Origin of the sequence: Gracilimonas sediminicola (assembly GCF_024320785.1) — a bacterium.
In the GTDB taxonomy this organism is placed as follows: Bacteria; Bacteroidota; Rhodothermia; order Balneolales; family Balneolaceae; genus Gracilimonas; species Gracilimonas sediminicola.
The window spans coordinates 1090663-1116748 of sequence record NZ_JANDBC010000001.1 but is presented as its reverse complement, the minus strand read 5'-3'; the positions used below and the strand labels follow the sequence as shown (position 1 = coordinate 1116748).

General features: G+C 43.7%; 30 protein-coding genes, 1 tRNA gene and 1 other RNA gene. 16 read left to right on the top strand and 16 right to left on the bottom strand.

The window, feature by feature from the left end; genetic code table 11:
- Positions 1–11 precede the first annotated feature (11 nt).
- From NM125_RS05095 to NM125_RS05075, 5 genes are all read left to right on the top strand, one after another.
- Entirely contained in the window at positions 12–1349 is a 1338-nt protein-coding gene (locus NM125_RS05095; protein ID WP_255133478.1) for an aminopeptidase P family protein, read from the top strand.
- Between the two features lie 105 nt (positions 1350–1454).
- Entirely contained in the window at positions 1455–1646 is a 192-nt protein-coding gene (locus NM125_RS05090; RefSeq protein WP_255133476.1) for a DUF2281 domain-containing protein, read from the top strand.
- Positions 1631–1963, top strand: a complete 333-nt coding sequence (locus NM125_RS05085; RefSeq protein WP_255133474.1) for a type II toxin-antitoxin system PemK/MazF family toxin — start codon at positions 1631–1633, stop codon at positions 1961–1963. The genes NM125_RS05090 and NM125_RS05085 overlap by 16 nt, the downstream gene beginning before the upstream one ends.
- Entirely contained in the window at positions 1953–3203 is a 1251-nt protein-coding gene (locus NM125_RS05080) for a 4-hydroxy-3-methylbut-2-enyl diphosphate reductase (RefSeq protein WP_255133472.1), read from the top strand. Before NM125_RS05085 ends, NM125_RS05080 begins: the two co-directional genes overlap by 11 nt.
- Before the next feature lie 77 nt (positions 3204–3280).
- The gene (locus tag NM125_RS05075; RefSeq protein WP_255133470.1) at positions 3281–3700 is read left to right on the top strand and encodes a secondary thiamine-phosphate synthase enzyme YjbQ; all 420 of its coding nucleotides are present in this window, start codon (positions 3281–3283) and stop codon (positions 3698–3700) included.
- Positions 3701–3712: 12 nt separating this feature from the next.
- Here NM125_RS05075 and NM125_RS05070 read toward each other — a convergent pair whose 3' ends face one another.
- Together NM125_RS05070 and NM125_RS05065 are read right to left on the bottom strand one after the other, a co-directional pair.
- A complete protein-coding gene (locus NM125_RS05070; protein ID WP_255133468.1) occupies positions 3713–4288 on the bottom strand; it encodes a DUF2179 domain-containing protein in 576 nt (191 codons plus the stop codon).
- 70 nt (positions 4289–4358) lie between these two features.
- A complete protein-coding gene (locus NM125_RS05065; protein ID WP_255133466.1) occupies positions 4359–5051 on the bottom strand; it encodes a mechanosensitive ion channel family protein in 693 nt (230 codons plus the stop codon).
- Positions 5052–5207: 156 nt separating this feature from the next.
- Here NM125_RS05065 and ffs point away from each other — a divergent pair.
- Positions 5208–5308: signal recognition particle sRNA small type (gene ffs / locus NM125_RS05060), an RNA gene on the top strand.
- 83 nt (positions 5309–5391) lie between these two features.
- Here ffs and NM125_RS05055 read toward each other — a convergent pair.
- The 3 genes from NM125_RS05055 to msrA form a co-directional block, all read right to left on the bottom strand.
- Positions 5392–5952 (bottom strand): DUF2911 domain-containing protein, encoded by a 561-nt coding sequence (locus tag NM125_RS05055; RefSeq protein ID WP_255133465.1) that lies wholly within the window; start codon positions 5950–5952, stop codon positions 5392–5394.
- A 23-nt stretch (positions 5953–5975) separates the two neighbouring features.
- Positions 5976–7076 (bottom strand): amidohydrolase family protein, encoded by a 1101-nt coding sequence (locus NM125_RS05050; RefSeq protein ID WP_255133463.1) that lies wholly within the window; start codon positions 7074–7076, stop codon positions 5976–5978.
- 110 nt (positions 7077–7186) lie between these two features.
- On the bottom strand, positions 7187–7750 hold the full coding sequence (msrA, locus tag NM125_RS05045) for a peptide-methionine (S)-S-oxide reductase MsrA (protein WP_255133461.1): 564 nt from the start codon (positions 7748–7750) through the stop codon (positions 7187–7189).
- A gap of 256 nt (positions 7751–8006) precedes the next feature.
- Between msrA and NM125_RS05040 the strand changes: the two genes are divergently transcribed.
- On the top strand, positions 8007–8834 hold the full coding sequence (locus tag NM125_RS05040; protein WP_255133459.1) for a creatininase family protein: 828 nt from the start codon (positions 8007–8009) through the stop codon (positions 8832–8834).
- A gap of 89 nt (positions 8835–8923) precedes the next feature.
- Complete coding sequence (locus tag NM125_RS05035; RefSeq protein ID WP_255133457.1) at positions 8924–11035, top strand: T9SS type A sorting domain-containing protein; 2112 nt, start codon at positions 8924–8926, stop codon at positions 11033–11035.
- A gap of 42 nt (positions 11036–11077) precedes the next feature.
- Here the strand turns inward: NM125_RS05035 and NM125_RS05030 are convergent.
- From NM125_RS05030 to NM125_RS04990, 9 genes are all read right to left on the bottom strand, one after another.
- Positions 11078–11161 (bottom strand) — tRNA-Leu (locus NM125_RS05030).
- Positions 11162–11449: 288 nt separating this feature from the next.
- The gene (locus NM125_RS05025; RefSeq protein ID WP_255133455.1) at positions 11450–11998 is read right to left on the bottom strand and encodes a tetratricopeptide repeat protein; all 549 of its coding nucleotides are present in this window, start codon (positions 11996–11998) and stop codon (positions 11450–11452) included.
- 9 nt (positions 11999–12007) lie between these two features.
- On the bottom strand, positions 12008–12196 hold the full coding sequence (locus NM125_RS05020; protein ID WP_255133454.1) for a hypothetical protein: 189 nt from the start codon (positions 12194–12196) through the stop codon (positions 12008–12010).
- Between the two features lie 5 nt (positions 12197–12201).
- Positions 12202–12843 carry a deoxynucleoside kinase gene (locus NM125_RS05015; RefSeq protein WP_255133452.1) on the bottom strand — a complete coding sequence of 214 codons (642 nt, stop codon included), beginning with the start codon at positions 12841–12843 and terminating at the stop codon, positions 12202–12204.
- 3 nt (positions 12844–12846) lie between these two features.
- On the bottom strand, positions 12847–13335 hold the full coding sequence (gene folK / locus NM125_RS05010) for a 2-amino-4-hydroxy-6-hydroxymethyldihydropteridine diphosphokinase (RefSeq protein WP_255133450.1): 489 nt from the start codon (positions 13333–13335) through the stop codon (positions 12847–12849).
- Positions 13323–13682, bottom strand: a complete 360-nt coding sequence (gene folB / locus NM125_RS05005; protein ID WP_255133449.1) for a dihydroneopterin aldolase — start codon at positions 13680–13682, stop codon at positions 13323–13325. The genes folK and folB overlap by 13 nt, the downstream gene beginning before the upstream one ends.
- Before the next feature lie 3 nt (positions 13683–13685).
- Positions 13686–15131 carry a chromosomal replication initiator protein DnaA gene (gene dnaA, locus NM125_RS05000; RefSeq protein ID WP_255133446.1) on the bottom strand — a complete coding sequence of 482 codons (1446 nt, stop codon included), beginning with the start codon at positions 15129–15131 and terminating at the stop codon, positions 13686–13688.
- 380 nt (positions 15132–15511) lie between these two features.
- Positions 15512–16372: a peptide chain release factor N(5)-glutamine methyltransferase gene (prmC, locus tag NM125_RS04995; protein WP_255133444.1), complete on the bottom strand. Its 861-nt coding sequence runs from the start codon at positions 16370–16372 to the stop codon at positions 15512–15514.
- Positions 16373–16375: 3 nt separating this feature from the next.
- Positions 16376–16762 (bottom strand): hypothetical protein, encoded by a 387-nt coding sequence (locus NM125_RS04990; RefSeq protein ID WP_255133443.1) that lies wholly within the window; start codon positions 16760–16762, stop codon positions 16376–16378.
- Between the two features lie 160 nt (positions 16763–16922).
- Here NM125_RS04990 and NM125_RS04985 point away from each other — a divergent pair, with 160 nt between their 5' ends.
- Positions 16923–17783 carry a hypothetical protein gene (locus NM125_RS04985; RefSeq protein WP_255133441.1) on the top strand — a complete coding sequence of 287 codons (861 nt, stop codon included), beginning with the start codon at positions 16923–16925 and terminating at the stop codon, positions 17781–17783.
- A gap of 1 nt (position 17784) precedes the next feature.
- Here the strand turns inward: NM125_RS04985 and NM125_RS04980 are convergent, their stop codons facing one another.
- Positions 17785–18534, bottom strand: coding sequence for an HAD family hydrolase (locus NM125_RS04980; RefSeq protein WP_255133440.1), 750 nt, complete (start codon positions 18532–18534; stop codon positions 17785–17787).
- Positions 18535–18613: 79 nt separating this feature from the next.
- Here NM125_RS04980 and eno point away from each other — a divergent pair, with 79 nt between their 5' ends.
- The 5 genes from eno to NM125_RS04955 all read left to right on the top strand — a co-directional run bounded on the left by eno (position 18614) and on the right by NM125_RS04955 (position 23583).
- A complete protein-coding gene (gene eno / locus NM125_RS04975) occupies positions 18614–19900 on the top strand; it encodes a phosphopyruvate hydratase (protein ID WP_255133438.1) in 1287 nt (428 codons plus the stop codon).
- Positions 19901–19977: 77 nt separating this feature from the next.
- Positions 19978–20979: a DUF3592 domain-containing protein gene (locus tag NM125_RS04970; RefSeq protein WP_255133437.1), complete on the top strand. Its 1002-nt coding sequence runs from the start codon at positions 19978–19980 to the stop codon at positions 20977–20979.
- 131 nt (positions 20980–21110) lie between these two features.
- Positions 21111–22244 carry a DNA replication/repair protein RecF gene (gene recF / locus NM125_RS04965; protein ID WP_255133435.1) on the top strand — a complete coding sequence of 378 codons (1134 nt, stop codon included), beginning with the start codon at positions 21111–21113 and terminating at the stop codon, positions 22242–22244.
- Entirely contained in the window at positions 22245–22538 is a 294-nt protein-coding gene (locus NM125_RS04960) for a DciA family protein (RefSeq protein WP_255133433.1), read from the top strand.
- 34 nt (positions 22539–22572) lie between these two features.
- Positions 22573–23583: a CdaR family protein gene (locus tag NM125_RS04955; RefSeq protein WP_255133431.1), complete on the top strand. Its 1011-nt coding sequence runs from the start codon at positions 22573–22575 to the stop codon at positions 23581–23583.
- Between the two features lie 373 nt (positions 23584–23956).
- Here the strand turns inward: NM125_RS04955 and NM125_RS04950 are convergent, their stop codons facing one another.
- Complete coding sequence (locus NM125_RS04950) at positions 23957–24733, bottom strand: SDR family oxidoreductase (RefSeq protein WP_255133429.1); 777 nt, start codon at positions 24731–24733, stop codon at positions 23957–23959.
- Positions 24734–24843: 110 nt separating this feature from the next.
- On the opposite strand from NM125_RS04950, the gene NM125_RS04945 reads away from it, so the two are divergent.
- Both NM125_RS04945 and NM125_RS04940 read left to right on the top strand, forming a co-directional pair.
- A complete protein-coding gene (locus tag NM125_RS04945) occupies positions 24844–25143 on the top strand; it encodes a hypothetical protein (RefSeq protein ID WP_255133428.1) in 300 nt (99 codons plus the stop codon).
- Positions 25144–25322: 179 nt separating this feature from the next.
- Positions 25323–26060 (top strand): carbonic anhydrase family protein, encoded by a 738-nt coding sequence (locus tag NM125_RS04940; protein ID WP_255133425.1) that lies wholly within the window; start codon positions 25323–25325, stop codon positions 26058–26060.
- Positions 26061–26086 lie beyond the last annotated feature (26 nt).

The following is a 26086-nucleotide window of genomic DNA, read 5'->3' as shown; positions in this document are numbered from 1 at the left end:
TTTATACAGCAATGATGCATCAGAAGCACCGCGAAAAACTATTTTCACTATTTGATGAAGGCCAGAACGGAGTGGTATTTATACAGGGATCCGATATCCTGTACCGGAATGAGACCGATTACGAATACCCTTTCCGGCAGGAGTCTAATTTTTGGTATTTGACAGGTGTAAACGAGCCGGAATGTGCGCTCATACTCGATCTGAAAACTGAAGAGTATCATCTGTTTGTACCAAAAAGAGATGCGCAATACGCGGTGTGGCATGGATATGTGAAATCGCTGGAAACTTATCAGGAGCAGTACGGGCCGGATTACCTGCATTACGCCAATGAAATTCTGACGGTGCTGAATAAAATTAAACCGGAGAAGGTGTACTGCCTGAATGAGGCCGATGCGGAACTGATTGAGGATCTGGATCGGGGTTTTGAAGCTGATGTGGAGGCGCTGCATGATGCCCTCACTTACTGCCGTGTTTTGAAAACAGACGAAGAGCTGGACTACATGCGTAAGGCTGCGGCAGTGAATAACCTGGCTCATACCGAAGTAATGAAAGCCATTAAGCCCGGGATGTATGAATATGAGCTGAAGGCGTTGTTCACAAAAATCCAATATGAAAACGGCCTGCAGCAAGATGCATACAATGGAATATTTGCCGGTGGAAAAAATAGTGCGATCCTTCACTATGTAGAAAATAACAGCCAGATTAAAGATGGTGATTTGTTTCTGCTGGATGCCGGACATGAGTACGAAGGCTATGCATCAGATATTACAAGGACGTATCCTGCCAACGGGAAGTTTACGGATGTACAGGCCGGGGTTTATGATGCCGTTCTTGCTGCCTTGAATACATCTATAGAAAAAATTGAGCCGGGTATAAAAATGGAAGACATGCATATGCACGCTGCCCGTACGATTATGGAGGGGTTGAAAGATGCAGAATTGGTGAAAGGCGCAATAGATGATATCATGGAAAACGATATTTTCGCTCTTTTCTTTCCGCATGGGCTGGGTCACTTCCTCGGTTTGGATACGCATGATGTGGGAGGCTATCCGAAGGGAGTTGATCGTATTGATCGCCCGGGTATTAAATACCTGCGGGCCCGCAGAGACCTGCAGCCGGGAATGGTAATTACCATTGAACCGGGTTGTTATTTCGTGCCTGCACTATTGATACCGGCTATGGAAGATGACAATCAATCCCAATTCCTGAATGCTGAGAAACTGACCAAGATGTTTGAGTTTGGTGGCATCAGAATTGAGGATAACATTGTGGTAACTGACGACGGATATGAAAACCTGACGGATGTACCGAAGGATAGAAAAGAAGTGGAGAAGATTATCGGGAATTAGTTAGTCGTTGATTATCGATGATAATAGGCTCTGCGAAACGCTCTATCAACATGGTTGATAAAATAATTCGTATTTTATCAGTGTTTTCAAATAAAGTATATACCAATGAGTAATAAAGAATTACTTAAGAGAGAAATCGAGAAAATACCTGATCATAAAATTCAGGAAGTACTCGATTTTGTGCAATTCCTTCTCGAAAAGGAGAAAGAACAGCTGAATATCTCGTTGGTTAGTGAGCCTTCACTGAAAAAGGATTGGGCCAAACCTGAAGAAGATGAGGCATGGAAACATTTGTAAGAGGTGATGTAGTGGTAGTGCCTTTTCCATTTTCAGACCTTTCACAGTCAAAAAGAAGACCTGCTCTTGTTATAAGAAATTTTGGTGAAGACTTATTGTTAGCTCAGATAACAAGCAAAACCATTAAGAATGATTTTGCTGTTGAAATTAAAGAGGCTGATTTCAACGAAGGTTCACTGAAAGTTGTTAGCAATGTCAGGCCTGAAAAGCTTTTTACTTGCTCAAAGAACTTAATCTTATACAAAGCAGGTTCGTTGAGCAAAGCCAAGTTCGAACAGATCATTAAAAAAATTACAGAAATAGTAAGTGGCACGTAAAAAATTTGACATCCCGGAAATGTATCAGTCGCCGATCATCCGGAAGGTGAAAGAGGCGACAAAAATTATGGATCCGATGAAAAAGGATCTCGAACCGACTATGCTCGATTTCGGTCCGGTTCAGTTTTATATCCCCCGTTTTTTTGGATTCTGCTACGGCGTGGAAAATGCCATTGATATTGCTTACCGAACGGTGGCCGAGAATCCGGATAAGAATATTTACCTGCTCAGTGAGATGATTCACAACCCAACGGTGAATGAGGACTTGCTGAAGAAGGGAGTAAAGTTTTTATTTGATACAGATGGTTCTGAACGCATTCCGATTTCTTCACTTAGTGCAGAAGATATTGTAATTGTGCCCGCCTTTGGGACTACCATCGAGATTCAGGAGCAGTTGAAAGAGGTGGGAATCGACCCGTATCAATACAATACAACCTGTCCGTTTGTGGAAAAAGTATGGAAGCGGGGAAAACAGCTTGGTAAGAAAGACTATAGCCTTGTGGTGCACGGAAAGCATCAGCATGAAGAAACACGGGCTACCTTCTCTCACAGTGCAGATCACTCTGAAGTAGTTGTGGTTTTGAATCCAGAGGAGGCACAAATCCTGGCAGATATTTTAACAGAAGACCGACCCTTATCTGACTTTGAGAAGTACTTTGGTCATAAATCAACACCCGGATTCAATCCACTGGAAGACATGATCCGTTTTGGGGTGATTAACCAAACCACGATGCTGGCTACCGAAACCCAAAGAGTGATGGAGATTCTCAGGGAAGCCGCCATCAAACGATACGGCGAAGCTGATATCCTTGATCATTTTGCAGATACATCCGATACACTTTGTTATGCAACCAATGAAAATCAATCGGCAACTTTAGCCCTTGCTGAAACCGATGCCGATTTGGCAATTGTGGTTGGGGGATATAATTCATCCAACACTATGCATCTGGTTGAGATTTTAGAACATCAATTCCCCACTTACCATGTCCGGGATAAAGGCGAGCTTTCACCGGATACCATCAAACACTTCAACCAGTGGGATAAAGAAATGAGGGAGACCAGCCAATGGTTGCCTTCCGGTAAAGAACCTTTAAAAATTGCACTCACTTCCGGAGCTTCCTGCCCGGACATCCTGGTAGATGAAGTGCTGCTTCAGGTGCTCGATTATTTTGAAGGAACCCGGGAAGTAGATGAAGTTATAGCTCCCTTCGAAGATAAAATGGAAGCGGAAGAAGCTTAGTAAGGTCAATTGTTATTCGTTAATTGAGCAGGTTCGAAAAACGATTAGCGAATACACCAATAACGAATTAACGAAAAATGTGGAAACAGAAAGAAATTAAACTTTCGCCTAAGCCAAGAGGCTACCACATCGTCACGGATGAAATTCTCAGAGAAATCCCGGAAATAAAAGATATCCAAACCGGGTTGGCGCACATCTTCATTCAACACACCAGTGCCGCACTTACCATCAATGAAAATGCCGATCCATCCGTCCGCAGAGATTTCGAATCCCATTTCAACCGTGCTGTTCCAGAAGACACTTCCCTGTACGAGCACACACTGGAAGGCACCGATGACATGACTTCGCATATCAAAAGCTCTTTGCTTGGTTCATCTGTTTCTATTCCAATCACAAATGGCCGTTTTAATCTCGGAACCTGGCAAGGGGTTTATTTATGCGAGCACCGGAACCATGGTGGGGCCAGGAAGCTGGTGGTTACACTCAACGGGGAATAATTTCACCTGCTTCTATAAACCTTTCCTTACTCTTAACAGGCGGTCGATGGGGCTCCGGTCGTTCGGATTAACCAGATGATCGTGATGCTTGTTTGAATACTTTACATCTTCGGTAGAGAAGAACGCTTCCGGGTCAATATCCTTCACAATATCATATACCTTGTTGAGCTTTTTCCTCTTTAATACGGTAAAAATAACTTTTACGTCATTAAACCCGCCCTTTGCATCCACGCTGGTAATCGCAACTCCAGCCTCTTTTAAGGCTTCTATTAACTCATCCGACTTATCCAGCGTGATTATTCGGATTAAGACGGTACCCACTTTCATTTTGTCTTCAATGTACAATCCGATGAACGTACCGGCTGAGAATCCGGCAGCGTAGGCTACATAATTTACCCAGTGGTTGAGATTTTTGAGAAGCTGTGCAACTACAATCACCCAGATCAGCACTTCAAAAAAACCGAGAAGGGCTGATTGCCATTTATAACCCCGCGAAACCATGGTTATACGCAAGGTTCCAAGAGAAACGTCAGCGATGCGGGCACAAAAAATAAGTATGGGGAGTACGAAAAAGGATAATTCAGTCATAATGGATTTCAAACATAATAAAAAAGCCTCCCAAGGTTAAGTGGGAGGCTCATCCAAAATACGAATTTACTTATTCATGAGGTGGAGTATTTTCAGCCTGACTGGCTAATTTTTCTATCACTCCGGCTGCCCATTCTTTACCGCCTAAGCCAAAGGCAAGGCCTAACGCCAGGCAAGCAGCTCCAAACAGAAGCAGGAAGGCATTAGTAACCAACTGCTCCCCAATACTTAATTGTGTAAGCGAAAGAGAAACAACAAATAAGATAATGGCATATTTTGCAATAGCTCCGACCATGTTAGCCTGTTTCACGCCGATATTACTCAAATAAGTACTCACGACTTGTGCGATAAAACCTGCCAGGAATACTCCGAATATTAGCGCAAGAACAGCTACTATAACATTAGGAATGTAGAGAATAATTTGGTTAAACAACTCGGAAGCTACGCTAAGTCCCAGCGTATTTAATCCCGCCAAAATTACGATCAACATGATAAGCCAGTAAATAATACTGCCGAGAATATCTATGGCCGATTTCTTACTGCCACCGTCCTTCAGAAACTTATCGATCTTCGCTTTTTCTGTTACAACATCTAATCGAATTAACTTCAGAAGTTTTACTGCTGCTGTTTGTACTAATTTGGCAATAATCCAACCTAAGATCAGGATTAGAATTGCGCCAATCAGGCTGGGTAAAAAAGAAGCTAATTCATTGAAAAAAGTGTTATACGATTCTACTAATACACTTTGGATTTCCTCTAACATAATGCACCTCCGTTAAATGTGAATATTGTCTTCTCATTTACCTAAAGCTGACATCATTCACAACAGAATTCTTTGGTTGCTCACTATTGAGGGTGCATAATTTTCTTCAAATTCATCTTGATACTGGAGCCGAATAAGCCTTATCTTAGAAGCCTTGGGCAAGTCCTATACAGCCAGCTCCCTTTGAACTCCGTCAGGGCGGGAACGCAGCAGCGGTAATCTGGTCGTAGCGGCGTGATATAGGTCGCTTGCCCATTTTTTTATTTATGAAATTCGATTTCATAAAAAAGCCCCGCACAAAATACTTGTGCGGGGCTTTTTTGTTGTTCTTTCTTTGAGGCTACATGTCGCCGATAGTTATCGGAACAGCAACTTTGGTGGTTCCCCAGTGTAAATTCAGGTGAGCCTTATTTTGTGAAAGGGTATCAAAATAGATAGCAAACCATTCCATCATAGGCGCATCGTTGTTTACCACTGCTGCCGGAACACGGACATAATCTTCGCCCATATCGTATTGGGTTCCCCACGACAGTTTATTATTCAGAATAATAGTCCACTCATCGCCATTTGGCATGGAGTATAGGGAATAGGTGCCGGCTTCAACTTTCTCACCGCCTACCATTACATCGTCAGAGAAAGTGATGGCAGCTGATTCGTTAGCACCCGTTCTCCACACACGGCCAGAAGGGGCTAAATCGGCATCTTCTTCAAAATAGGTGCGTCCCTTGATAGCAGGTCGTCCGTAGGTTACAGTTACTTCGGTAGTACCAATCGTTTGACTTACAGAAGCGTTAGGACTTGGACGCGCGCTGTTGTTTCCACGTTCCTGTGCTACCGCTGTTTCCGCTACAAAAAAAGCGGTTAATACCATTAAAAAAGAAAGTTGTATTAGTTTCTTCATGGATCCTTGGTTTTAGTTTTTGGTTAATTAGTCTCAAATAAAGAGTCATCAATATCAGGGATGATCTTCAGAGCGTTTTTGTAATACACTTTTTGTAACACTTCATCCGGCAAATCCAATCCATACATTTGCCAAAAAGCATGGCGCCGACGGAAATAATCGAAATACTCATCATCACTTTCCAGTACTCTGAAGTAGGTGTGATACTCGTGGGGGCGATAGGTGTCTTTCCCGAATAACAGGCGATCCTGGTACTTAATGAAAAACTCTTTGGCAAAACGAGGTTGCCTGCCAAGCTCTGCAATAATGGCTGCCGTTTCGGTATATACATTCGGGAACTCATTGAGGTGTTTGCCAAGTCGTTCAAGGTCATTGGCCATCCATCCAAAATGGGCATTTATAAATGTAGTTTCAGGATGCTTGCGAAACACATTCCATTGCTCCTTCATCACCACTTCCCAGCTTGGGTAGCGGGTGGAATCGCCCCGATGGCGTCTCGGGAATTGCTTCATTTCCAGCCAGCGTTCGTTGTGTTCATCAATAGGCTCCCAGAATACGGCGGGCTCTCCGGTGTGAATGAGTACGGGCATGCCAAGTTCTCCGGCTTTAGCCCAAACAGGATCTATTCTCGGATCATCGGTATGAATGCGGTTTCCTTTTGAATCCAGCACGGTAAGGCCCAAATTCTTGAAAATTTTAACGCCACGGGCTCCATTTCGATAATCTTGTTCTAACTGGGCTACGGCTCGATCCGTCCAGCCGGGTTCATCAATGCCGTCAAAATCGATATTGGCAAAAACAATGAAACGGCCGGGGGCCTGTTTCTCGGCAGCATCAACCATGGCTTTTAGGGTTTCGCCGGAACGACCGCTCAGGTTTACCAGCACCTTCATATTCAGGCTGTCCATCTCACGGGCGGTTTCCTTCAGGTCCATGGTTGCCATTCTCCATAAATGGCTGTGGATATCAACAAAAGGATATTTTGCCTTCGTGATTTCCTCGCCCGGAACCACGAGGGTAGATTCAGGATCGTATTCCTCAAAGGTCATGGTGGTGTCGGGTTCCTGACCTAAAACAGGAGAAAAGAATAGTAAAGCGGGTAATAAGAGGGTTAAATACTTCATGCGTCAGTTAGTTAAAAATATTACAGCGCCCTATAATACATGTAGAACAGCTATAAAAAAAGTCCCGCACCTTACTAAAGCGCGGGACTTAAAATTAACTGAGTAGAAAGTTAATTCACTTTCTCTCCATCCTTTAACAAATAGCTGAATTCTTTTTTGAATTTCTTCACCTTCGGAGCAATTACAAACGAGCAGTACCCGGCATTGGGATTGTTCTCGAAATAATTCTGATGGTAGTTTTCGGCCACATAATAGTTTTCAAGCGGTTGAATTTTGGTTACGATCGGATCTTCCCAAAGGTTAGATTCATCGGTTTTCTTTAATGATTTCTCAGCAATTTCTTTCTGCTTTTCATTGTGATAGAATATCACCGAACGGTATTGTGGTCCTACGTCATTTCCCTGCCGGTTTAGGGTAGTTGGGTTATGTGTGTGCCAAAGCACTTCCAGTAATTCCTCATAAGAAATCACATCCGGATCAAAATGGATTCGGGCCACTTCGGCATGACCGGTCGTCCCGGTTGTCACTTCTTTATAGGAGGGATTCTCCACATGTCCGCCGGAATAACCCGACTCCACATGCTCAATTCCTTCTACCAATTCATAAATAGCTTCCACACACCAAAAACATCCTGCGCCAAAAGTAGCTTTCTCTAAATTTTTCTCTTTATTCATATCCATATCCTGAGCTGATAATGATAATGTTGACAGACTAAATAGTAGTCCTGTTATAAAAAATGATTTCACCATAACAACCTTTTCTTCTTTGTGGTTCTTGGATTAGACAACATTAATCTTGATTCTATTACGAGGTCAAAACAAATACTCTGCAATACTTCGTTTCCCGGATTCAGATCAAATTCGTTGCATTCATCATAAAATACGCGTTCATTCAGAAATCAGATTGGAATTCCTATTAACTCCCAAAGGAATGAAAAAGTATATACTCGTACTGACCGGCCTTATTATGTTATCGTCGTCATTTTTACATGCTCAGGACGAACCCACTACTCGGGAGATGAACCTGATTAACTGGATGGAGTTTGCTGAGTTTGTTCCGGATAAAATTGAAACAGTATTGTTGCCGGTTGGGACGCTGGAACCCCATGGAGTAATTCCCAATGGCTCGGATAACCTGGCACCGGAAGCAATGGCAAAGGCAATAGCAGAAGGTGTTAATGCTATGATTGCACCGACTCTCAATTATGGAGTGACAGGAAGCATGGCCGGATATCCCGGAACATTTGCTATAAGTGAGGAGTCGTACAAGGGGTTTTTAGGTGATATTATTCATGGGATGGCAAATAATAAATTCAAGAACATCATTATACTGAACGGACATGGCGGACCTCAAACAGCCATTCTTCAAAGTGTAGCAGGAGAACTTTCCCAAAGACTACGAGTCCGTATTCTGGTTATTAACTGGTGGAGTGTGGCTTCGGAAGATACCTTTGCGGTTTTCGGTGAAAATGGCGGGCATGCCGGAAACAATGAAACCGGTTACGTTCAGGCCATTGTGCCGGATCATATCCACCCCGACCGATATTCCGGGGAAGAAATGACGACTCCATATCCGAGTGGTAGTACATGGACAGCCTACCCATTTCCATCCTCTATTGGTTTATATGAAGAAGGACAGGGCTTCCCGACTTTCAATCAAGATCAGGCTGAGGAGTATTTCAAGCGTGTCAATCAGCGAATTGGAAATCTGATCCGGGAGATCATCGCCAAATGGGAACTGGCGGGATTGTATGAATAAATGATAGCAATTGACCATTTTAAAGTGCAGTTTGGTATTTAATCCCGGCTTTAAAGCAGGATTAGTCACTACTCATCAAATAGAACCTCATGAAATCCTGCCTTCAAAGTATCCTGATAATAGTTATAAGCTTTACATTTTCCACTCTTCAGGCACAGACAAAATCCCAAATAGATCTTCCCATAACCTTTGAAGAAGATAGCGTAGATTATACTCTCCTTGATTTTGGAGATGCTTCTACCGTTTTAGGACAAAGTCCGACCGATACTGCAAATACAGTTGCTGTCACAACGAAGCCGGCAGGTTCAGCAACCTGGGCGGGAACAACGATGAGTACATCGGACGGGCTGGCTACAGTAATTCCGTTTACGGAAGAGAATACCAAGATGAGCATGCTGGTTTATGCTCCATCTTCAGGAATTCCGGTTCGCCTTAAAGCCGAAGATCATACTGATAATACCCTTACGGTAGAAACAGAGGCGGTTACAACTATTCAGGGTTGGCAAAAGCTGGTTTTTGATTTCAGTAACGTAGCCCCGGGTACCAACCCCTATAATCCCGATACAAATTTTGATATGCTGTCTATCTTCTTCAATTTTGGAACCGAAGGAACGGGGAAAGTTTACTATTGGGACGATGTGATGTTTGGTGAAGGTGCTCCCAGCCCTGATGTAACCCTTTCAGAGTTAAAAGTAGACGGAGATTTGATTACTGGTTTTTCTCCGGCTACCACTTCTTATACGGTTCAGCTTGATTCCGGAACGACCATAGTTCCAGAGGTAACAGCTTTACCAACTGATACCAACGCGATTATAGAAATTACACCTGCAGAACAAATACCGGGCACTACAACTATTTTGGTTACAGGTGCTGATGAATTTACCCGGTCTGTTTATACCGTTAAGTTTAGCTTACCTGAACCATCTTATCCACCGCTAAGCCTGCCGGTCGATTTTGAAGAAGGTCCTTATAACTTTATTGATTTTGATGGAGGGATTGGAAATGTGGTGAGCAATCCGGAGCCTTCCGGCATCAATACCAGCGAAAAGGTGGCAAGGCTTATAAAAGGGGAAGGGTTACCATGGGCCGGAAGTAAGCTGATTTTAGAAGAAAAGCTCGACTTTACGTCCAATAATTCTTTTTCAATGAAAGTTTTTTCGCCCAGAGCTGATGTTCCGGTACTGTTAAAGATTGAAGGTCCGAATGGAGCTGAACCGGATAACATAGTACATACAACCAAAGCCAATGAATGGGAAACTCTGGTGTGGAACTATCCTGATGCTGAAAGCGGAGATTATGATGCACTGGTATTCATGTTCGATTTTGGAACCATCGGAGACGGATCGGCCAACTTTACCTTCTTATTTGATGATATTGTTCACTTTTATGATCCTGAAGCGAAGTCTCAGATTGATCTTCCGGTTACCTTTCAAAGTGAAACGGTGGATTATGAAGTCACCGATTTTGGAGGTAACGATACTGAAATCGTGCCGGATCCCGAAGATTCAGAAAATACAGTAGGTAAAACAACCAAGACGGCTGGTTCAGAGAGCTGGGCGGGAACAACGGTAGGTACCGACCTGGGTTTCAAATCCAGAATTCCATTTACAGCTGAAAACACTAAGATGAATGTACGTTTGTATTCTCCTTCTTCGGGAATTCCGGTACGTTTAAAGGTAGAAGACCATAACGACCCTACCCTTACTGCTGAAACCGAAGCCTTAACAACCAAAGTAAATGGGTGGGAGACGCTTGAATTTGACTTCAGTACGGTTGCCGAGGGTACGAATCCATTTAATCCCAATACCTATTTTGATAAGCTTTCCATCTTCTTCAATTTTAATGTATCCGGAACCGGTGAAGTATATTATTGGGATGATGTAGAATTTGGCGGAATTGTCACTTCTTCAGAAGATGATAAGCATGGGACTTTACCTGACAAAACGGAATTAATTGGATCTTACCCCAATCCCTTTAATCCAACGGCAAGCATTCAGTATCGCGTTAAATCACCTCAGCGCATCGAGATATCGGTATTTACCATTACCGGGCAGAAAGTGGGGACGATATTCTCAGGTTATCAGGCTGCCGGGAGCCATGTGATGCAGTGGAATGCCTCACAATATGCCAGTGGTGTTTACTTCGTCCGATTGGTCTCAGGTTCGGAAGTGAGTACAATCAAACTATTATTACAGAAATAACAAAGCCTGTCTCTTTATTAAAGAAACAGGCTTTTTGAAATGTGCTCACGAGAGGAATCGAACCTCCACGGCCGTTAGGCCATACGCCCCTCAAGCGCACGCGTCTACCAGTTCCGCCACGTGAGCATTGGTAGTAAATGAAGGGCGACAAAGATAGCACTTTTAGCTTTCAAAATTCAATGCATTCCCACAAAAAAACCCATCCAATTTAATGAATGGGTTTTTGCTGAGTGTACATCCGTTCAGAACTACACTTCAGGCTAGGCGAATGGTTATTATGCAATCATAAGACGATTCACTTTTGCCTAAAGTTTTATACTCTTTAATTTGCTCCGGCGCAGCCCGTCAGGATCAAGACAATGAACTTCAACATCCAATATTGAATGTTGAGTATTCATTTTCATTATTCAAATTTCAGCCCTCTTCTTCAAGCTGGCGTTTGGCATACTCATTCTCGGGATCAATCTTCAGCGCTTGCTCATAATAAGTGCGCGCTTTGTCGGTTTGGCCGCCTTTATTGATCATATCACCCATCAGAATCCAGTTCTCGGCATCTTTGGGGTCTTTTTTGATGCGCTCGATCAGGTAAGGTATGGCTTCCTGTCCGCGGTCGGTCATCAGCATCAACATCACTTTGTTGCGGTGAGCCGCTGAGGTATCGCTCAGTTCAATAGCTTTATCAAAATCTTTTTCAGCTCCATCCAGTTTCTCGAGCTGCATGCGAACATTTCCACGAAGGTTGTAATAGGCGGCGTTATCATCGTCCAGCTCCAGTGCCTTTTCAATGGCTTCGATGCTGTGGCTCCACTGGTTCAGCTGTTGCATAACCAGAGCTTCAAGGTACCAGGCCTCGTGAGCATCCGGTTGTTCTTTTTGTAATTCTCTTGCCACATCAAGGGCGTAATCGATGTCTTTTTCCCTTAATAATTCAAATCCTTTATTCAGTTTCTCTTCGAAATTCATGGAGTTTGTTTAATTGTCTTTATTTGAAAGATCTTCGTATTCGGCTTCTTCAATTTCATCAAAGCGATTTCGCCGGTTTCGTGCTCCGCCACTTAACGGGTTGAAGTTTTGCTGGCGCTTGTTGGAAGGTAAGAACAATCGATTGATATATCTCACCAAAAGGAAAAATACAATGCTAAAAAATATAAACTTAAGCATGGTGCTCAGGGTGCAATATGAATGTGTGTATTGGTATGAACCGGCTTTTCAAAAATCTGTTCTTCGATGTAATCCAGATGCTCTTTATTATTGACAAAATCTATCTCCGAAGCATTCAGAACAATTAAGGGAGCCCGGTTATAATGATGGAAAAAATGGTTGTACGCGTCATTTAGCTCTTTCAGGTATTCAGGAGTGATGTTCCGCTCATAATCACGCCCGCGACTCTCAATATTCTCCAGGAGCCGGTCAACCGAAGACTGAATGAAGATAATGAGGTCGGGCTGGGCTGCAATTCCCGTCATTATATTAAAGATGTTGTCGTACAGGGCTAGTTCATCCTGATCGAGGTTAAGCCGGGCAAAAATGCGGTCCTTATCAAAAATGTAATCAGAGATAGTGAACTGATGGAACAGATCCTGGCTCATCATATTCTGCTGCTGCTTAAAACGACTTGCCAAAAAAGCCAGCTGTGTCTGGAAGGCATAACGCTCACGGTCTTCATAAAATTTTGGGAGGAAGGGGTTGTCTTCAAATTCCTCCAGTACCAATCGGGCGTTTCTTCGCTCAGCCAATAAGGTCGCGAGCGAAGTTTTTCCGGCTCCAATTACGCCTTCAATGGCAATAAAATCATAAGAATTGGACATCAGCTACCAGTTCAAGGTTGTTCTAACAATTTCGAGATCCGGGGCCTGTTCTATCAAGGTATCCACGTGCTGAGCGGAAACGGGGTCTTTCCAATCTGGAAAAATGTCTTTTAAAGGCAATAGAACAAACAAACGCCGGGTATATTCCTGATGGGGAATGATAAGGGTATCTGTTTCAACGACCAAGTTATCATAGGCAATTATATCCAAATCGATGGTGCGCGCTGTCCACTTGGGATAGCGGGAAGGCCGTCCCTGTTTCTTCTCCTGAGCTTTTAGTTCGATGAATAATTGTTCAGGAGGCAGTTCGGTTTGGATGACAATCACTCCGTTTAAAAAATCATTCTCAGAAGGACCAACGGGTTCCGACTTATAAATCACGGAAGTCAGAATGCCATTCTCAGAAAGTGATTCCAGAAAAGAGGCGGCCTTTTGAAGCTGACGATGAGGATGGTGAAGATTTGAACCCAGCGCAATAACTACCTGGGCCATGACATCCTCGCTTGGGTGAATTCGGTTGTGGAGGAAAGAGGAGGGGAAAGTTTGCGAACGCTAACCTCAAACCGGGAATGTGCAGGGAATTGTTCTGCAATGGCTGTTCCTATTTGAAAACATAAGTGCTCGATCAGGTCAACCGATTCACCACTCATAACATAAGCACAAATTCGGTGGACTTTGGTGTAGTCGATGGCATCAGAAAGCCGGTCAGATTTACCGGCCGTTGAAAGATCAGCTTCAAAAATTACATCCACTTCAAAATCATTGCCCTCTTCTTTTTCGTGTTCATGCACTCCGTGAAATGCTCTGAACTTCATCCCTTTGATGGTGAGGGTATCCATAAATTACAGGCTGGCTACTTCAATACGCTGATGTAGTTCTTCTACCATGCGCTTGTGTTTGGCACTGGTCGAAATCCGTTCTTCCACTGTAGAGATTGCATGGATAACCGTAGAGTGATCACGACCCCCAAAGTGAAGCCCGATAGTCTTTAAGCTGGACTTCGTAAACTTCTTGGATAAATACATCGCAATCTGTCGCGCTTCCACGATTTCTTGCTTCCGGGTTTTCTCACGCACTTTGTTGGTGTCTATTCCGAAATAATCACACACATAGTTCTGAATTGATTCAATAGAAATCTGTGTGTTCGACTCTTTTACCATGTCTTTAAGCACGCGCTTGGCCATGGCAAGATCGATGTCATCAATATTCTGCAGGGAAGCGTGGGCGAGGAGTTTGATAATGGCTCCTTCCAAATCCCGAACGTTTGATTTGAAGTTATGAGCGATGAACTCAATAATCTGCGGGTCAATCTCGATGCCGTTATCGTTTGCCTTGCGCTCAAGAATAGCATAACGGGTTTCGTATTCCGGCATCTTCAGGTCGGCACTCAATCCCCAGCTAAAGCGGGAAATCAGGCGTTCTTCAATATCAGGTACATCTTTAGGAGCGCGGTCACTGCTTAAAATGATCTGTTTTCCATCCTGATGAAGAGCGTTAAAAATGTGGAAGAACTCCTCTTGAGTTTTTTCCTTTCCGCTGAAAAACTGAATGTCATCCACCATTAATACGTCAATATTTCGGTAGAACATGGAGAACTCGCTGGCGCGGTTATTCCGGATGGCGTGTACAAACTCGTTAGTGAAAGCTTCCGAAGATATATAAAGGACGGACTTCTCTTCTCCGAACTTCTCCTTAATCTTATTACCAATGCTCTGCACCAAATGCGTTTTTCCTAAACCGGTAGGCCCATAGACAAAAAACGGGTTAAAAGAATTGCTGCCAGGGTTGTCAGCAATGGCCATGGCTGCTGAGCGTGCAAGCCGGTTACAGTCGCCTTCAATAAAGCGTTCAAATACGTAATTGTTATTGAGGTTGGAATCGATTTTTGTTTTTCGGATGCCCGGAATCACAAAAGGATTTTCGATGCGATCAGCGTGATACTCTGGATAGCCATTTGATTCCTGAGGTTGCACCGGACCCATAGGGCGTTGTGGCATTCGGACCGAGCGGTTGTGCTCAAACTGGTCCGACTTTTCCATAACAATGGAGTACTCTAATTTACCTTCCGGGCCGAGTACTTTTGCGAGGGTAGAGCGTAGCATATTATAGTAGTGCTCTTCCAGCCATTCGTACCAAAACTGACTGGGCACCTGAACGGTGAGCGTATTGTCTTTCAGAGACACCGGCTTAATCGGCTCAAACCAGGATTTATACTTCTGATAGCTGATGTTGTCCTTAATAATATCCAGGCATTTATCCCATGCCGATTCAACCGAAAGCTCGTGCAATTTCCCTAATCCCCCTTACAGGTGTACTTAATATTGTCAGATCAAACCAAAACCAGTTATCCACAGGAAGATGTGTATGTGCTGATTTTGTTCTGCTGAGAAAATGGCAATTTATCGGGCACTTGTCAAACGGCAGAGCACCTATTTTCGAAAAGTTATCCACATTGTAAAATAATAAGTAATCACATGTGTGGCAGTTACTTAGCTGATTCTATAAAAAATTCTAAAGTTCTTCTTGACAGCGGTTAACAATGCCGTAACACTGAATTAACCTTAATCACAAAGCCGAAAAGTTATTTTTAATTATTTTTCCACAAGTTTTCCACATTTACATGTTGATGTGAGGCCGCTCGAAAACAAGTATAAAATTGAACTTTAAATCAAGCTTTTTTTGCTTTTAAAAAACGGGTTTTTTGACCGTAGTCATTTTTCAATTCAGCAGACCAATTTGCCTGCTCAAACAGATCCAGTACTTCCCCGCTATTATCCTCATGAAGCTCTAAAAAAACGGTTCCATCGGCAGATAATGCCCCCGAACTCAGCTGCTCCAATGCCCCGTACATTTGAACTGTAGATTCACAAAATAAGGCCTCTTCAGGTTCATAATCTTTTACCTCTTTGTCGAGAGTAGATTTTTCGCTGTGCAGGATATAAGGGGGGTTCGAAATAATGAGATCAAATGTGCGATCCGAAAAAGCTTGTGGATTAAAAATATCATCTCGCGCAAAGCTGATATCGACTTCGCTTTGCGAGGCATTATTTTTGGCAACCGATAATGCTTTGTCTGAAATGTCAGTGGCAAAAAGATCCCATTCCGGCCTGGCTTTTTTCAATGCTACAGGAATACAGCCGGAGCCGGTCCCAACATCCAGTACCGAGAATGTTTCACCTTTTGGGTAAAGTTCCAGAATCCAGGCCACCAACTCTTCAGTTTCCTGCCTGGGGATTAGAACCCCGGGTTCCACGAATATGCGAACATTATAAAAGTCGGTATGGCCGGTGATATATTGTAGGGGCTCGTGCGTAGCTCGTCGTTTAACCAATGGACGTAGCACATCCAGTTCTTCAGCAGTAAGCGGACGATCGTAAATCAAGTAAAGATCCAGCCGTTTTACAGAAAGCACATCGGCAAGGAGCCACTCAATGCTCATTCGAGGAGACTTGACATTTCTTTCTTCGAAAAACTCAGTAGCCCACTCCAGCATGCTAAGAACCGTCCATTCGGAGGGTGCCTTAGGCATGGACTATTCTTCCTCGGCTTGCTTTGGCGGCTGTTCTTCCTGAAGGGTTAAACCATGGCGCTTGGAGAAATCCAAAATAAAGTCGATTACATTAGACTCTACATTTCGCTCTTCAGAGAGTGAGCTTCCGCGGAAGCCCATACGTCCGCCGGTTTTCTTCAGAACAATTTTGTTGTGCTTGCCCAAACTTTCCACAATGCAGGTAAGGGTAACACTGGAGTTGATTTGTTTTTCATACTCTTCATAAACAGCTACATAAATCGTTTCTGAAGATTCTTCGGGTGAGTATTCGTACAAAAATTTGGGCGGATGTTCTTTGAATAATTTAGAAGACATTCTGCGAAGCGTTGCAGTTGGCCCAAATACAAAATAAGTTGTGTGTGAATTCATGCTTTGTAGCTTGAATTAATTATTTTAAAGGAATGTTGTGTGTATATCGAAATTTGTGCTGAAAATAACAGGTTATTGCTTTAAGGCAATAAGAAAAAGGACAAATTTTCGTTTACAAAACTGACAATGCACTCAAAACATTCATAAACCCACTTTTTTGATGAAAAAATTGATCTTTTTTACGCTTCTCTTTTCTCTTTTTTGGGTTGGAAATCATGCTTTTGCACAATTTGGTGAGCCGGAAGTGCAGGAAAAGGAAGTTCCGAGGAACTTATATGATGAAGGATACCGAACAGGTTTTGGCTTTAATTTTTCGCTAAATGATTTCGGTGTAGGCGCCGGCGGGCAGTTTCGTTTTGGGTTGAATTCCTATACCGAAGCCTTGATTACATTGAAAATGACAGGCCTCAAAGATCCTACCGAGCAAACATTCATTGACTATACTTTTGGATTTAAAACCGTTCCGGAGAAGTATCAGCGGGTGATGGCTGTTCCTTTATATATAGGGTTGAAGAAAAGATTTTTTGCCGATGAAATTTCCGACAATTTCAGAGTGTATAGCTCGCTGAGTGCCGGACCTACTTTCGCCGTTTCTTATGCCTATTTTAATGATGTAACCGAAAATGGTTTTCGTGAAAATGATACCGGAATTTATGGCCGGTCAGAAAGAGTGAACGATGTATTTTCCGGCTGGGGTGATTCAGAAACCCATTGGGGCTTTGGCGGGGAATTTGTGATAGGTGTTGATTTCGGAGAGAAGTTTGCCAACCTGTCGAGTGTACAGTTTGGTTATACGATGAATTACTTCTCGGATGGAATACAGGTGCTGGAGCCTTGCCAGCCCGATTTAAGCAGGATCAATCAGCAGCCGGTTAACCCATGTGGTTTTTCAGATATAAATGCGGTTCCGGTTCTTTTGGGCGATGGTAGCGTAGGTCAGGCTCCACTGGAAAAAGCCAACGATCCCCGAAAATACTTCGGCACCGCGCAGATCACCTTTATTTTTGGCTGGATGTGGTAGCTTAATCAGCTGCGGCTACCTTCCCGAACCACTGATCGGGATTGGCCAGGTTGTCAATGATTAAATCAGGCCGGTGTTCTGAAAGTTCATCTCTGCTGTAATTTCCGGTCGTTACTGCTACACACTTCATGCCGGCTTTATTAGCGCATTCAACATCCCGTGGGGTATCACCCAGAATTATAAAACGAGATGGATCAGGTTTGGTATCGTAAAGTTTATGAAACTGATCCATTGCAATACGAGGCAGTTTATTTCTGTCTTTTTCCAACTCACCGAAGGCGCCAAAAGAAAAATCCCGTTTAATATCAGCAGCCTGCAATTTAATTTGAGCAGCCTGTGGGTAGTTGCCCGTCAAAAGTCCACAGATAAAATCCCCGTCAAAAAAATACTCCAGTGCTTCATCGATATGCGGAAGCCGTGTTACCATTTCCTTTTTCTTGAGCAGCACATTCTGCAAATAATCGAGATAGAGTGATTTGTATTGCTGGTATAATTCTTCATCAAAATCATGATTCACTAAGAAAGAAGTGAAAATATCGTGATCCGTTCTCCCAGAAAATGAATCGTTTTCCATATCCGGATAGTCAATCCCGAGTTCATCCAGAATTCTGCGGAGGTGGGTTCGGTTATAGCTGCCGTTTACTGAGAGAAGAGTACCGTCAATATCAAAAAGAATAATCCAGGGATGTGGGGACAAAGCAAAAAATGGTTTAGAGTTAATATAATCTTCAACAAAGTTACGAAACTTCATGTGAAATGGCTTTAAGTACATGTTAAATCGTAGTACCTTTAAAGCATAATCTCACTAACTATTAATCGGAGAAATTGAAATGAGTTTTATTGAAGACGTTCATGCAAGACAGGTGATCGATTCGCGGGGTAACCCAACCGTAGAGGTAGATGTAACTTTGGATACGGGTACCGTTGGTCGGGCTGCCGTTCCTTCAGGCGCATCAACGGGCGAACATGAAGCCGTTGAATTACGCGATGGAGACAAGGATTACTATTTGGGTAAAAGTGTTTTAAAGGCGGTTGATAACGTAAATACGATCATAGCTGAAGAATTTCGCGGCCTTTCTGTTTTTGGGCAGATTGATTTAGACGACTTGCTGCTGGAGCTGGACGGAACCCCGAATAAAGCCAAGCTTGGAGCAAACGCCATCCTCGGTGTGTCTATGGCAACGGCTAAAGCTGCGGCTGAAGAATTGGGAATGCCGCTTTGGAGATATGTTGGCGGAGTGAATGCCAAAGTAATGCCGCTGCCGATGATGAATATCATTAACGGAGGCTCCCACGCGGATAACAGCGTGGACCTGCAGGAGTTTATGATTATGCCGGCAGGAGCTCAGTCGTTCAGTAATGCCCTTCAAATTGGAGCTGAAGTATTCCATAACCTGAAAAAAGTGCTGTCTGAAAAAGGATACAGTACCGCTGTAGGGGATGAAGGTGGTTTTGCTCCAAACCTGAAATCCAATGAAGAAGCGGTTGAAGTAATTCTGAAAGCCATCGAGAAAGCCGGTTATACTCCGGAAGAAGATGTTCTGATTGCTCTCGACCCGGCTGCCTCTGAGTTTTATAACACCAAGTCCGGTTTGTATGAATTCAAATGGAGTGACGGTTCCAAAAAAGATACCGATGCTATGGTTGAGTTCTGGAGTGAGTGGGTAGAAAAATACCCGATTATCTCTATTGAAGACGGACTGGCTGAAAACGACTGGGATGCCTGGAAAAAGCTTACGGAAGCGGTAGGTGATAAAGTACAGCTTGTTGGTGATGACTTGTTTGTGACCAATACTGAGCGTTTGGCAACCGGAATTGAACGAGGCATTGCAAATTCCATTCTCATCAAAGTAAACCAGATTGGTACAATTACCGAAACCCTGGATGCCATTGAGATGGCTCACAAGAATGGCTACACCGCCGTAATTTCTCACCGTTCTGGTGAAACGGAAGACGTGACCATCGCGGATCTTGCTGTGGCTACCAATGCCGGCCAGATTAAGACTGGTTCCATGAGCCGTACCGACCGAATTGCAAAATACAATCAGCTGATTCGTATTGAAGAGCAGCTGGGCGACTCAGCCATTTTCCTGGGGCATGATGCCTTTGGACTCTAAGAAACCAGGTACTTAACACAAAGAAAGCCGTCACATTAGTGATGGCTTTTTTTATGCAGTTTTGTTAAATGTGGGGCATGGAAATTTTATTCTTCATCATCGGAAGTTTTGTATTCGGGCTGGGGTTGTATTTGATTTATGACCACATCAGCTATGTGCGGATTGCAGCAGAAACCAGGGGAAAAATAATCGGGTTTAAAACCTCCTCCGGTTCCAAAGGAAGCACTATCTATAACCCGGTGGTGCAAAGTTATTTTGGTGAATTTACCGGAAGATATGGGAGCAGCAATCCTTCATATCAAATAGGGCAGGAAGTAGATGTTATCTACGTGGCAGGTAAAACTCCCCGTTTAAAGTCCAACATGCCCTATTATGCCGGGCTTTTCCTGATGGTTTTTGGAGGTATTTTTTGTGTTGTCTTCTTTTCCATTTTCAACTTCTCGGTATGGAATATCCTGTACTCTTTAGGAACCTTTATGCTGATTGCTTTTTCTTTTCGAAGAATGCTAAAGTCTAAAGGAATCGACTCGCTGGATGAACTGAAGGAAGTAGTAAAAAACGCAAATAAAGACACCCAAGACGCTACAAAGAATATCATCAGAGAGCCTGCTAAAATTCAGGAAGTACAGACAAAGCAAGCTAAGGCTACCAAAATCGTAGGACCGGTATTTACCTTTGTGGGTTTGGGAGTGCTGGCATTGGGAGTTTATTTAGGAGTAGAACGCTATCATTTTTTACAGGAAGCCATACCTGCATCCGGTACCGTGATTGATTTTCATGAAAGCCGGAGTGATGACGGCTACACATATTATCCTATCGTGGAGTATTCCCCGAACGGTTCTTTTGATGCCATCACTTTCCGGCACGATACCGGCAGCAATCCACCCTCATACAGCAGGGGTGAAGTGGTAGAAGTGCTTCATGCCCCGGATAACCCAAACAATGCCATTATTGATAAAGGTATTTTCAATTGGGCCATTTCCATTTTTGTAGGACTGTTTGGGATTTTATTTGCCTCTGCAGGGGTTGGTGCATCGGTTTCAGCTTTCCGAAAGCAGAGAAAACAAATTAATTTGTAAGGAATGGCTTTGAGATCGCTCTTACTGAATACATAGTAGCTTTTTCAGAGCCGTTCTTTCTTACCAAAGGCGGCTCTTTTTTGTGTGAAATGAATCTGCGTAAAACCATCAGAATGCGTACCATGTAACGTATGCGAAACACTCACACGGAACTTCTTAATTTTCGGAATCACCTGGAAACCAAGGTGGATTGGGCGCCTCATCTCAATGTTATTACCGGCCCAAATGGATCAGGAAAAACCAGCCTGATTGACGCCATCCATTACCTGTGTATGTCGCGAAGTTTTGTGTCCAATACCGATATGTATGTGGTCAACCAGGATGAAAGTTACTTCATGATTAAAGGCCACTTTGAAGGACAAATTCGTTCGGAGTTTGATGTTTCCTGCTCCTATTCCCGCGGAGATGGGAAAAAGATTTTCGTGAATGACTCACCACTCGAGCGCCTGTCAGATTTAATTGGCATGGTCCCGGTTGTTACTCTGACTCCCGATGACAAAAAGTTGACGCTGGAAGGACCTACAGAACGCCGCAGTTTCATCGACGCATTTATCAGTCAGATTTCACCTGCATATCTTCGTGACCTGATTGAATACCGGCGGGTTCGGAAACAACGCAATTCGTTGTTGCAGGAATACCGCGGTCCGGTTTCGGTGCTGGAGGCTTACCTGGAGCCATGGAATGTTCAGCTGGTGGAAGCAGGAGCCCGTATTGTTGCCAAACGCTATGAAGTGCTTGAAAACCTGAAGGCTTACCTGGAAAAAGACTACGCGATGATATCCGGTATGGACCTTACGACAAACCTTGAGTACCAGACATTTTGTTCCCCGTCAGGAGATGTGGAAGCCATCGAGAAAGAATATTATGAGCAGTTGGAATCGGCTCAACCCAAAGAAATTGAACGGGAGATCACCACCATTGGTCCGCACCGTGATGAGATTGTTTTTTACCTGGATGATTTCGAGCTTCGCCGGTACGGATCGCAGGGTCAGCACCGGCTTTTTGCGCTTTCACTGAAGCTGGCTCAGCTGCACTATTATTCTGATGAACTTGACGACTTGCCCATCCTGATGCTGGACGATGTATTCGGCGACCTCGATCCCCGTAAAACAGAAATTTTACTCGATGCCCTTCAACAACATAAAGGTCAAATATTCATAACTTCCGCCAATCCGGTTCCTTTCGAAGATTATGTTACCTTTGATGGAACAAACAACCGGTTGTATAAAGTAGAAGCCGGTGAAATAAACGAGGTGATTAGATAGATGAGATTTGATACGCCAAAATCATTAGGGTCCGTTCTTGAAGAGTTTCTGGAAAAATTTCCACAGAAAAAGAAGCTTAAGCAGGGCATGATTTTATCGGCTTTTGAGGATATAGTTGGCAAACGAATGGCCTCGGAGGTGGAAGATCTTCACTTTGAAGGGAATAAATTGGTGATGCGAGTCAAACATCCATCGTGGCGGCATGAAATTCACGGAAACCGGTTCAGCATCGCCAAAAAATTGAATGCTAAAGTAAAAGGCGATGTCATAGGCGACATCATTGTGCGCAGTTAGTTGATTAACCTTAATCCTGCATCTATATTCGGCTATGGCTGACATTACAGACAATGAATTTATTAGACGGCTCAAGGCTTTTTTGAAGCCCGGCACCAAGCCCGGTACCGAAGAAACGGAAATGCGTTTCATCAGGCGGGAAAAGGTGGTTGTGTTTGTGGGAGCCTACATCATGGCAATTTCGCTGTGGTTTATTGTGAATTTGGGTGGGAGCTTTAACATCACCATCAACATTCCGGTTGAACCGGGAAATGTGCCTGAAAACATGGCCCTGACGGAAGACCTGCCCGAGTTTGTGCAGGTGAGCGTTTCAGGTGATGGCTGGCAACTGCTGAACTTATATAATGATCCGCCTACGGTGGTCATAAACATCGAAGAAAGTGAGATAAACCTGTTTGATCAGGTTCGCCAGCGCTTGAGTTACCTGCAGGAAATAGATGTGGCCAAGGTTCAGCCCCTGCTGTTGTCGGTGAATATGGAACCGAAGATATCCAAGAGAGTCCCGGTAAAAATAAACACGGACCTTAATTTTCAACCCCGTTTTGGATTAGTTGGAGAGCCCACGTACAGTCCGGATAGTATCACCGTTACCGGGGCACAATCACGCATCGAAGATATTACGGAATGGGAAGTTCAGGATACGCTGAGGTTGGAAGGCATTCGGGAAGATATTTCAGTTACGCTGCCCCTTGAAGATGCAATTGGTGTGGTAGAGCTTTCCGAGAATGAGATTACCTACAATGCAGATGTATCAGAGTTTACCGAAGGTGAAACCACTGTGTATATACGTACCAGAGGGTTGCCACGTGGACAGAATGTAAACTATAATCCGTCATCTGTTACCATCAGGTTTGATGTGCCCATCGAGCAGTATGCGGAGGTAGAGAAAATAAGGCCGTACGAGGTGTACGTTCCATATGCGAAAATCCTGGAAGACTCTACCGGCTTCGTAACTCCTGATATCCAACAGACAGCCGAACAATTTGAGCTGCGCCTCCGAAGCTTTCAACCCAAAGCCGTGGCTTACTTTACGGTGTTGAATTAGAGGGGTTGGAAGGAGTGAATTTCAAGCTCCAATGACCAAAGTTGCATTCTGATTAGATTTAATCAAGGCAATCTTTCAATTCTGTAAATCAAGGCTCAAAAACTAAGGAACCTTGATTAGCTTGATTATAGGATTACCGTGCTTGTGATCCGGGCTCCCCAGAATCAAGACTCCTTCTCAAGGAGAGACTTTTTCTAATTTTATAATGGCTGAGGTATTTGTTCATGATGCTAAGTTTTATCAACGCGTCCTTCTCCTTAGTAAGGAGAAGACAGAAGAGGTCGAAAGCGTAATGAGCTCAACTGTCTTAGAAAAATAATACTTAATCGCTCAGTATGACCTTAAAAAAACAGCGTGAGTTATTTTGAGCAGCTTACCCAAACAATCCTTTAATATTACCCCCATCGTGGCTGATGGTTTGGCCGGTAACATATCCGGAATGTGGAGACAGCAGCCATGCAGCCAGCGATGCAAATTCCTCACCGGTTCCCATTCTGCCCACCGGAATGCTTGCCTCCATGTCTGCTTTTACCTCGTCCAATGTTTTGCCGGACTCTTCCGCTCTTTTCTGGATTACTCTCTCAATGGCTGGCGTTTCATGAGACCCCGGCGCGAGCAGGTTCACAGTAATACCCTGATTAGCTATTTCCAGAGAAAGCGTTTTTGCAAAACCGGCAACGGCGGCCCTCAACGAATTGCTTAATACCAAAGAAGGGATGGGTTGCTTGATGGACTGACTTTCCACAAAAAGAATACGCCCGTAATTCTGTTTTTGGAAGATGGGAACCAACCGTTTGGTGAGATCTACTTTCCATCGCAGTACATTTTGGTATGCATCATCCCATTGATCCATGGAAGTTTCGAGCGCTGAAAGTGCGGGCGGCCCTCCGGCGTTTATAAGAACGCCACTCAGGTTCCGGCCTTTCATCAAAGCCTCCAGCTCGGTCAGGATTTGATTGTCGGTCAGGTCGCCGGCAAAAACCTGAACCTGTTCCGGGTAGTCATCTTTTAGTTCCTTGAGTTTCTCTTCCCGCCGGGCAACGGCAATAACTTTGGCCTCTTCCTGTACTAACCGTTCGGCTACGGCTCGTCCAAAACCGCTGGACGCTCCGCAGATGAGAAAAAGGTGGTTGTTGATTTTTAGGTCCATTCGTGTTTATGATAATTTGTGTTTTTCAGGATTGATTAACCTACTAAAATCTTGGAACTTTATGGGAACTCTGGATTCAGACCCTGAGTTCTTACAGCAAATTAAATCCCATGAAGCTCATAAAGCCCTACATATTACAGGTGGTGCTATCGACTGTGCTATTCTTTGCATTTTCGATGATGCACGAGTTTGACTGGTTGATTCCGTCAAACCCTGCGGCTGTTTCTACAACGGCATCGGCTATCCCTATGCCGGATGTTGTTGAAGAACCCGGGGCTGAAGATGAAATTGAGCATGAGGATATTGCTACAACGTACATTTACAATGACAGGCATCTTACCGGTGAGTTTATATCATTGATTAAACTATACACCCCACCGGTTCTTATCCCCCCGCCAGACATGGTCTAAGTAGTCCACAAAATTTAGTCACCGCTTCGTGATTTTTCCATAGGAAGAGCATTTCTGTGTAGAAAAGGTACAACGTGTAACCACTGACGCCTTTTTAAGAGTGCGAAGTTGAAGGGTAAGAGTTTATGATCCTTCGGTGACATTATTCTATTCTATCTATCAAAACAAAACCAATGACCATGAAGAAATTATCATTAATTGCAATAGCAGTAGTTTCTGCTGTATTTTTAATCATCGGATGCACAAACAAAAACAATACAAATCCACAAATGAACCAGGAAAAAACGTTGAATAAGGAAGTATTAACCAGCGATAAGCAAGCAAGTTTGTCGCCCGAACAAATTCTCCAAAACCTAAAAGAAGGAAACGAACGGTTTGTAAACAATAACCTGACTCCTCGTGATTACCAGGCACAGGTGAAAGCTACAACCGACGGACAATATCCAGAAGCCGTGGTCATTTCCTGCATCGACAGCCGCGTACCGGTAGAGCAGGTATTTGATAAAGGTGTGGGGGATATTTTTGTGGCCCGTGTAGCCGGTAACTTCGTGAATGAAGATATTCTTGGAAGCACCGAATACGGAACGGCCGTTGCCGGTTCAAAGGTAATCGTAGTGATGGGCCACAAGAGCTGTGGTGCAGTAAAAGCAGCTATCGATGATGTGCAAATGGGGAACATCACGGCCATGCTGAGCAAGATTAAGCCGGCTGTTGAAATGACCGCTGATTACGATGGTGAACAGTCAACAGATAATGATGACTACGTAACGGAAGTTGTAAAGAACAACGTTAACCATACCATTGAGCAGATGAGAGAAGACAGCCCCATGATTGCCGAGCTGGAAAGAAACGGGGATGTGGTAATCGCCGGTGCATTCTATGACTTAGAAACTGGGAAAGTAACTTTCCTTGACTAAAGCTCAGCACCAAAGCTAATAAGTAA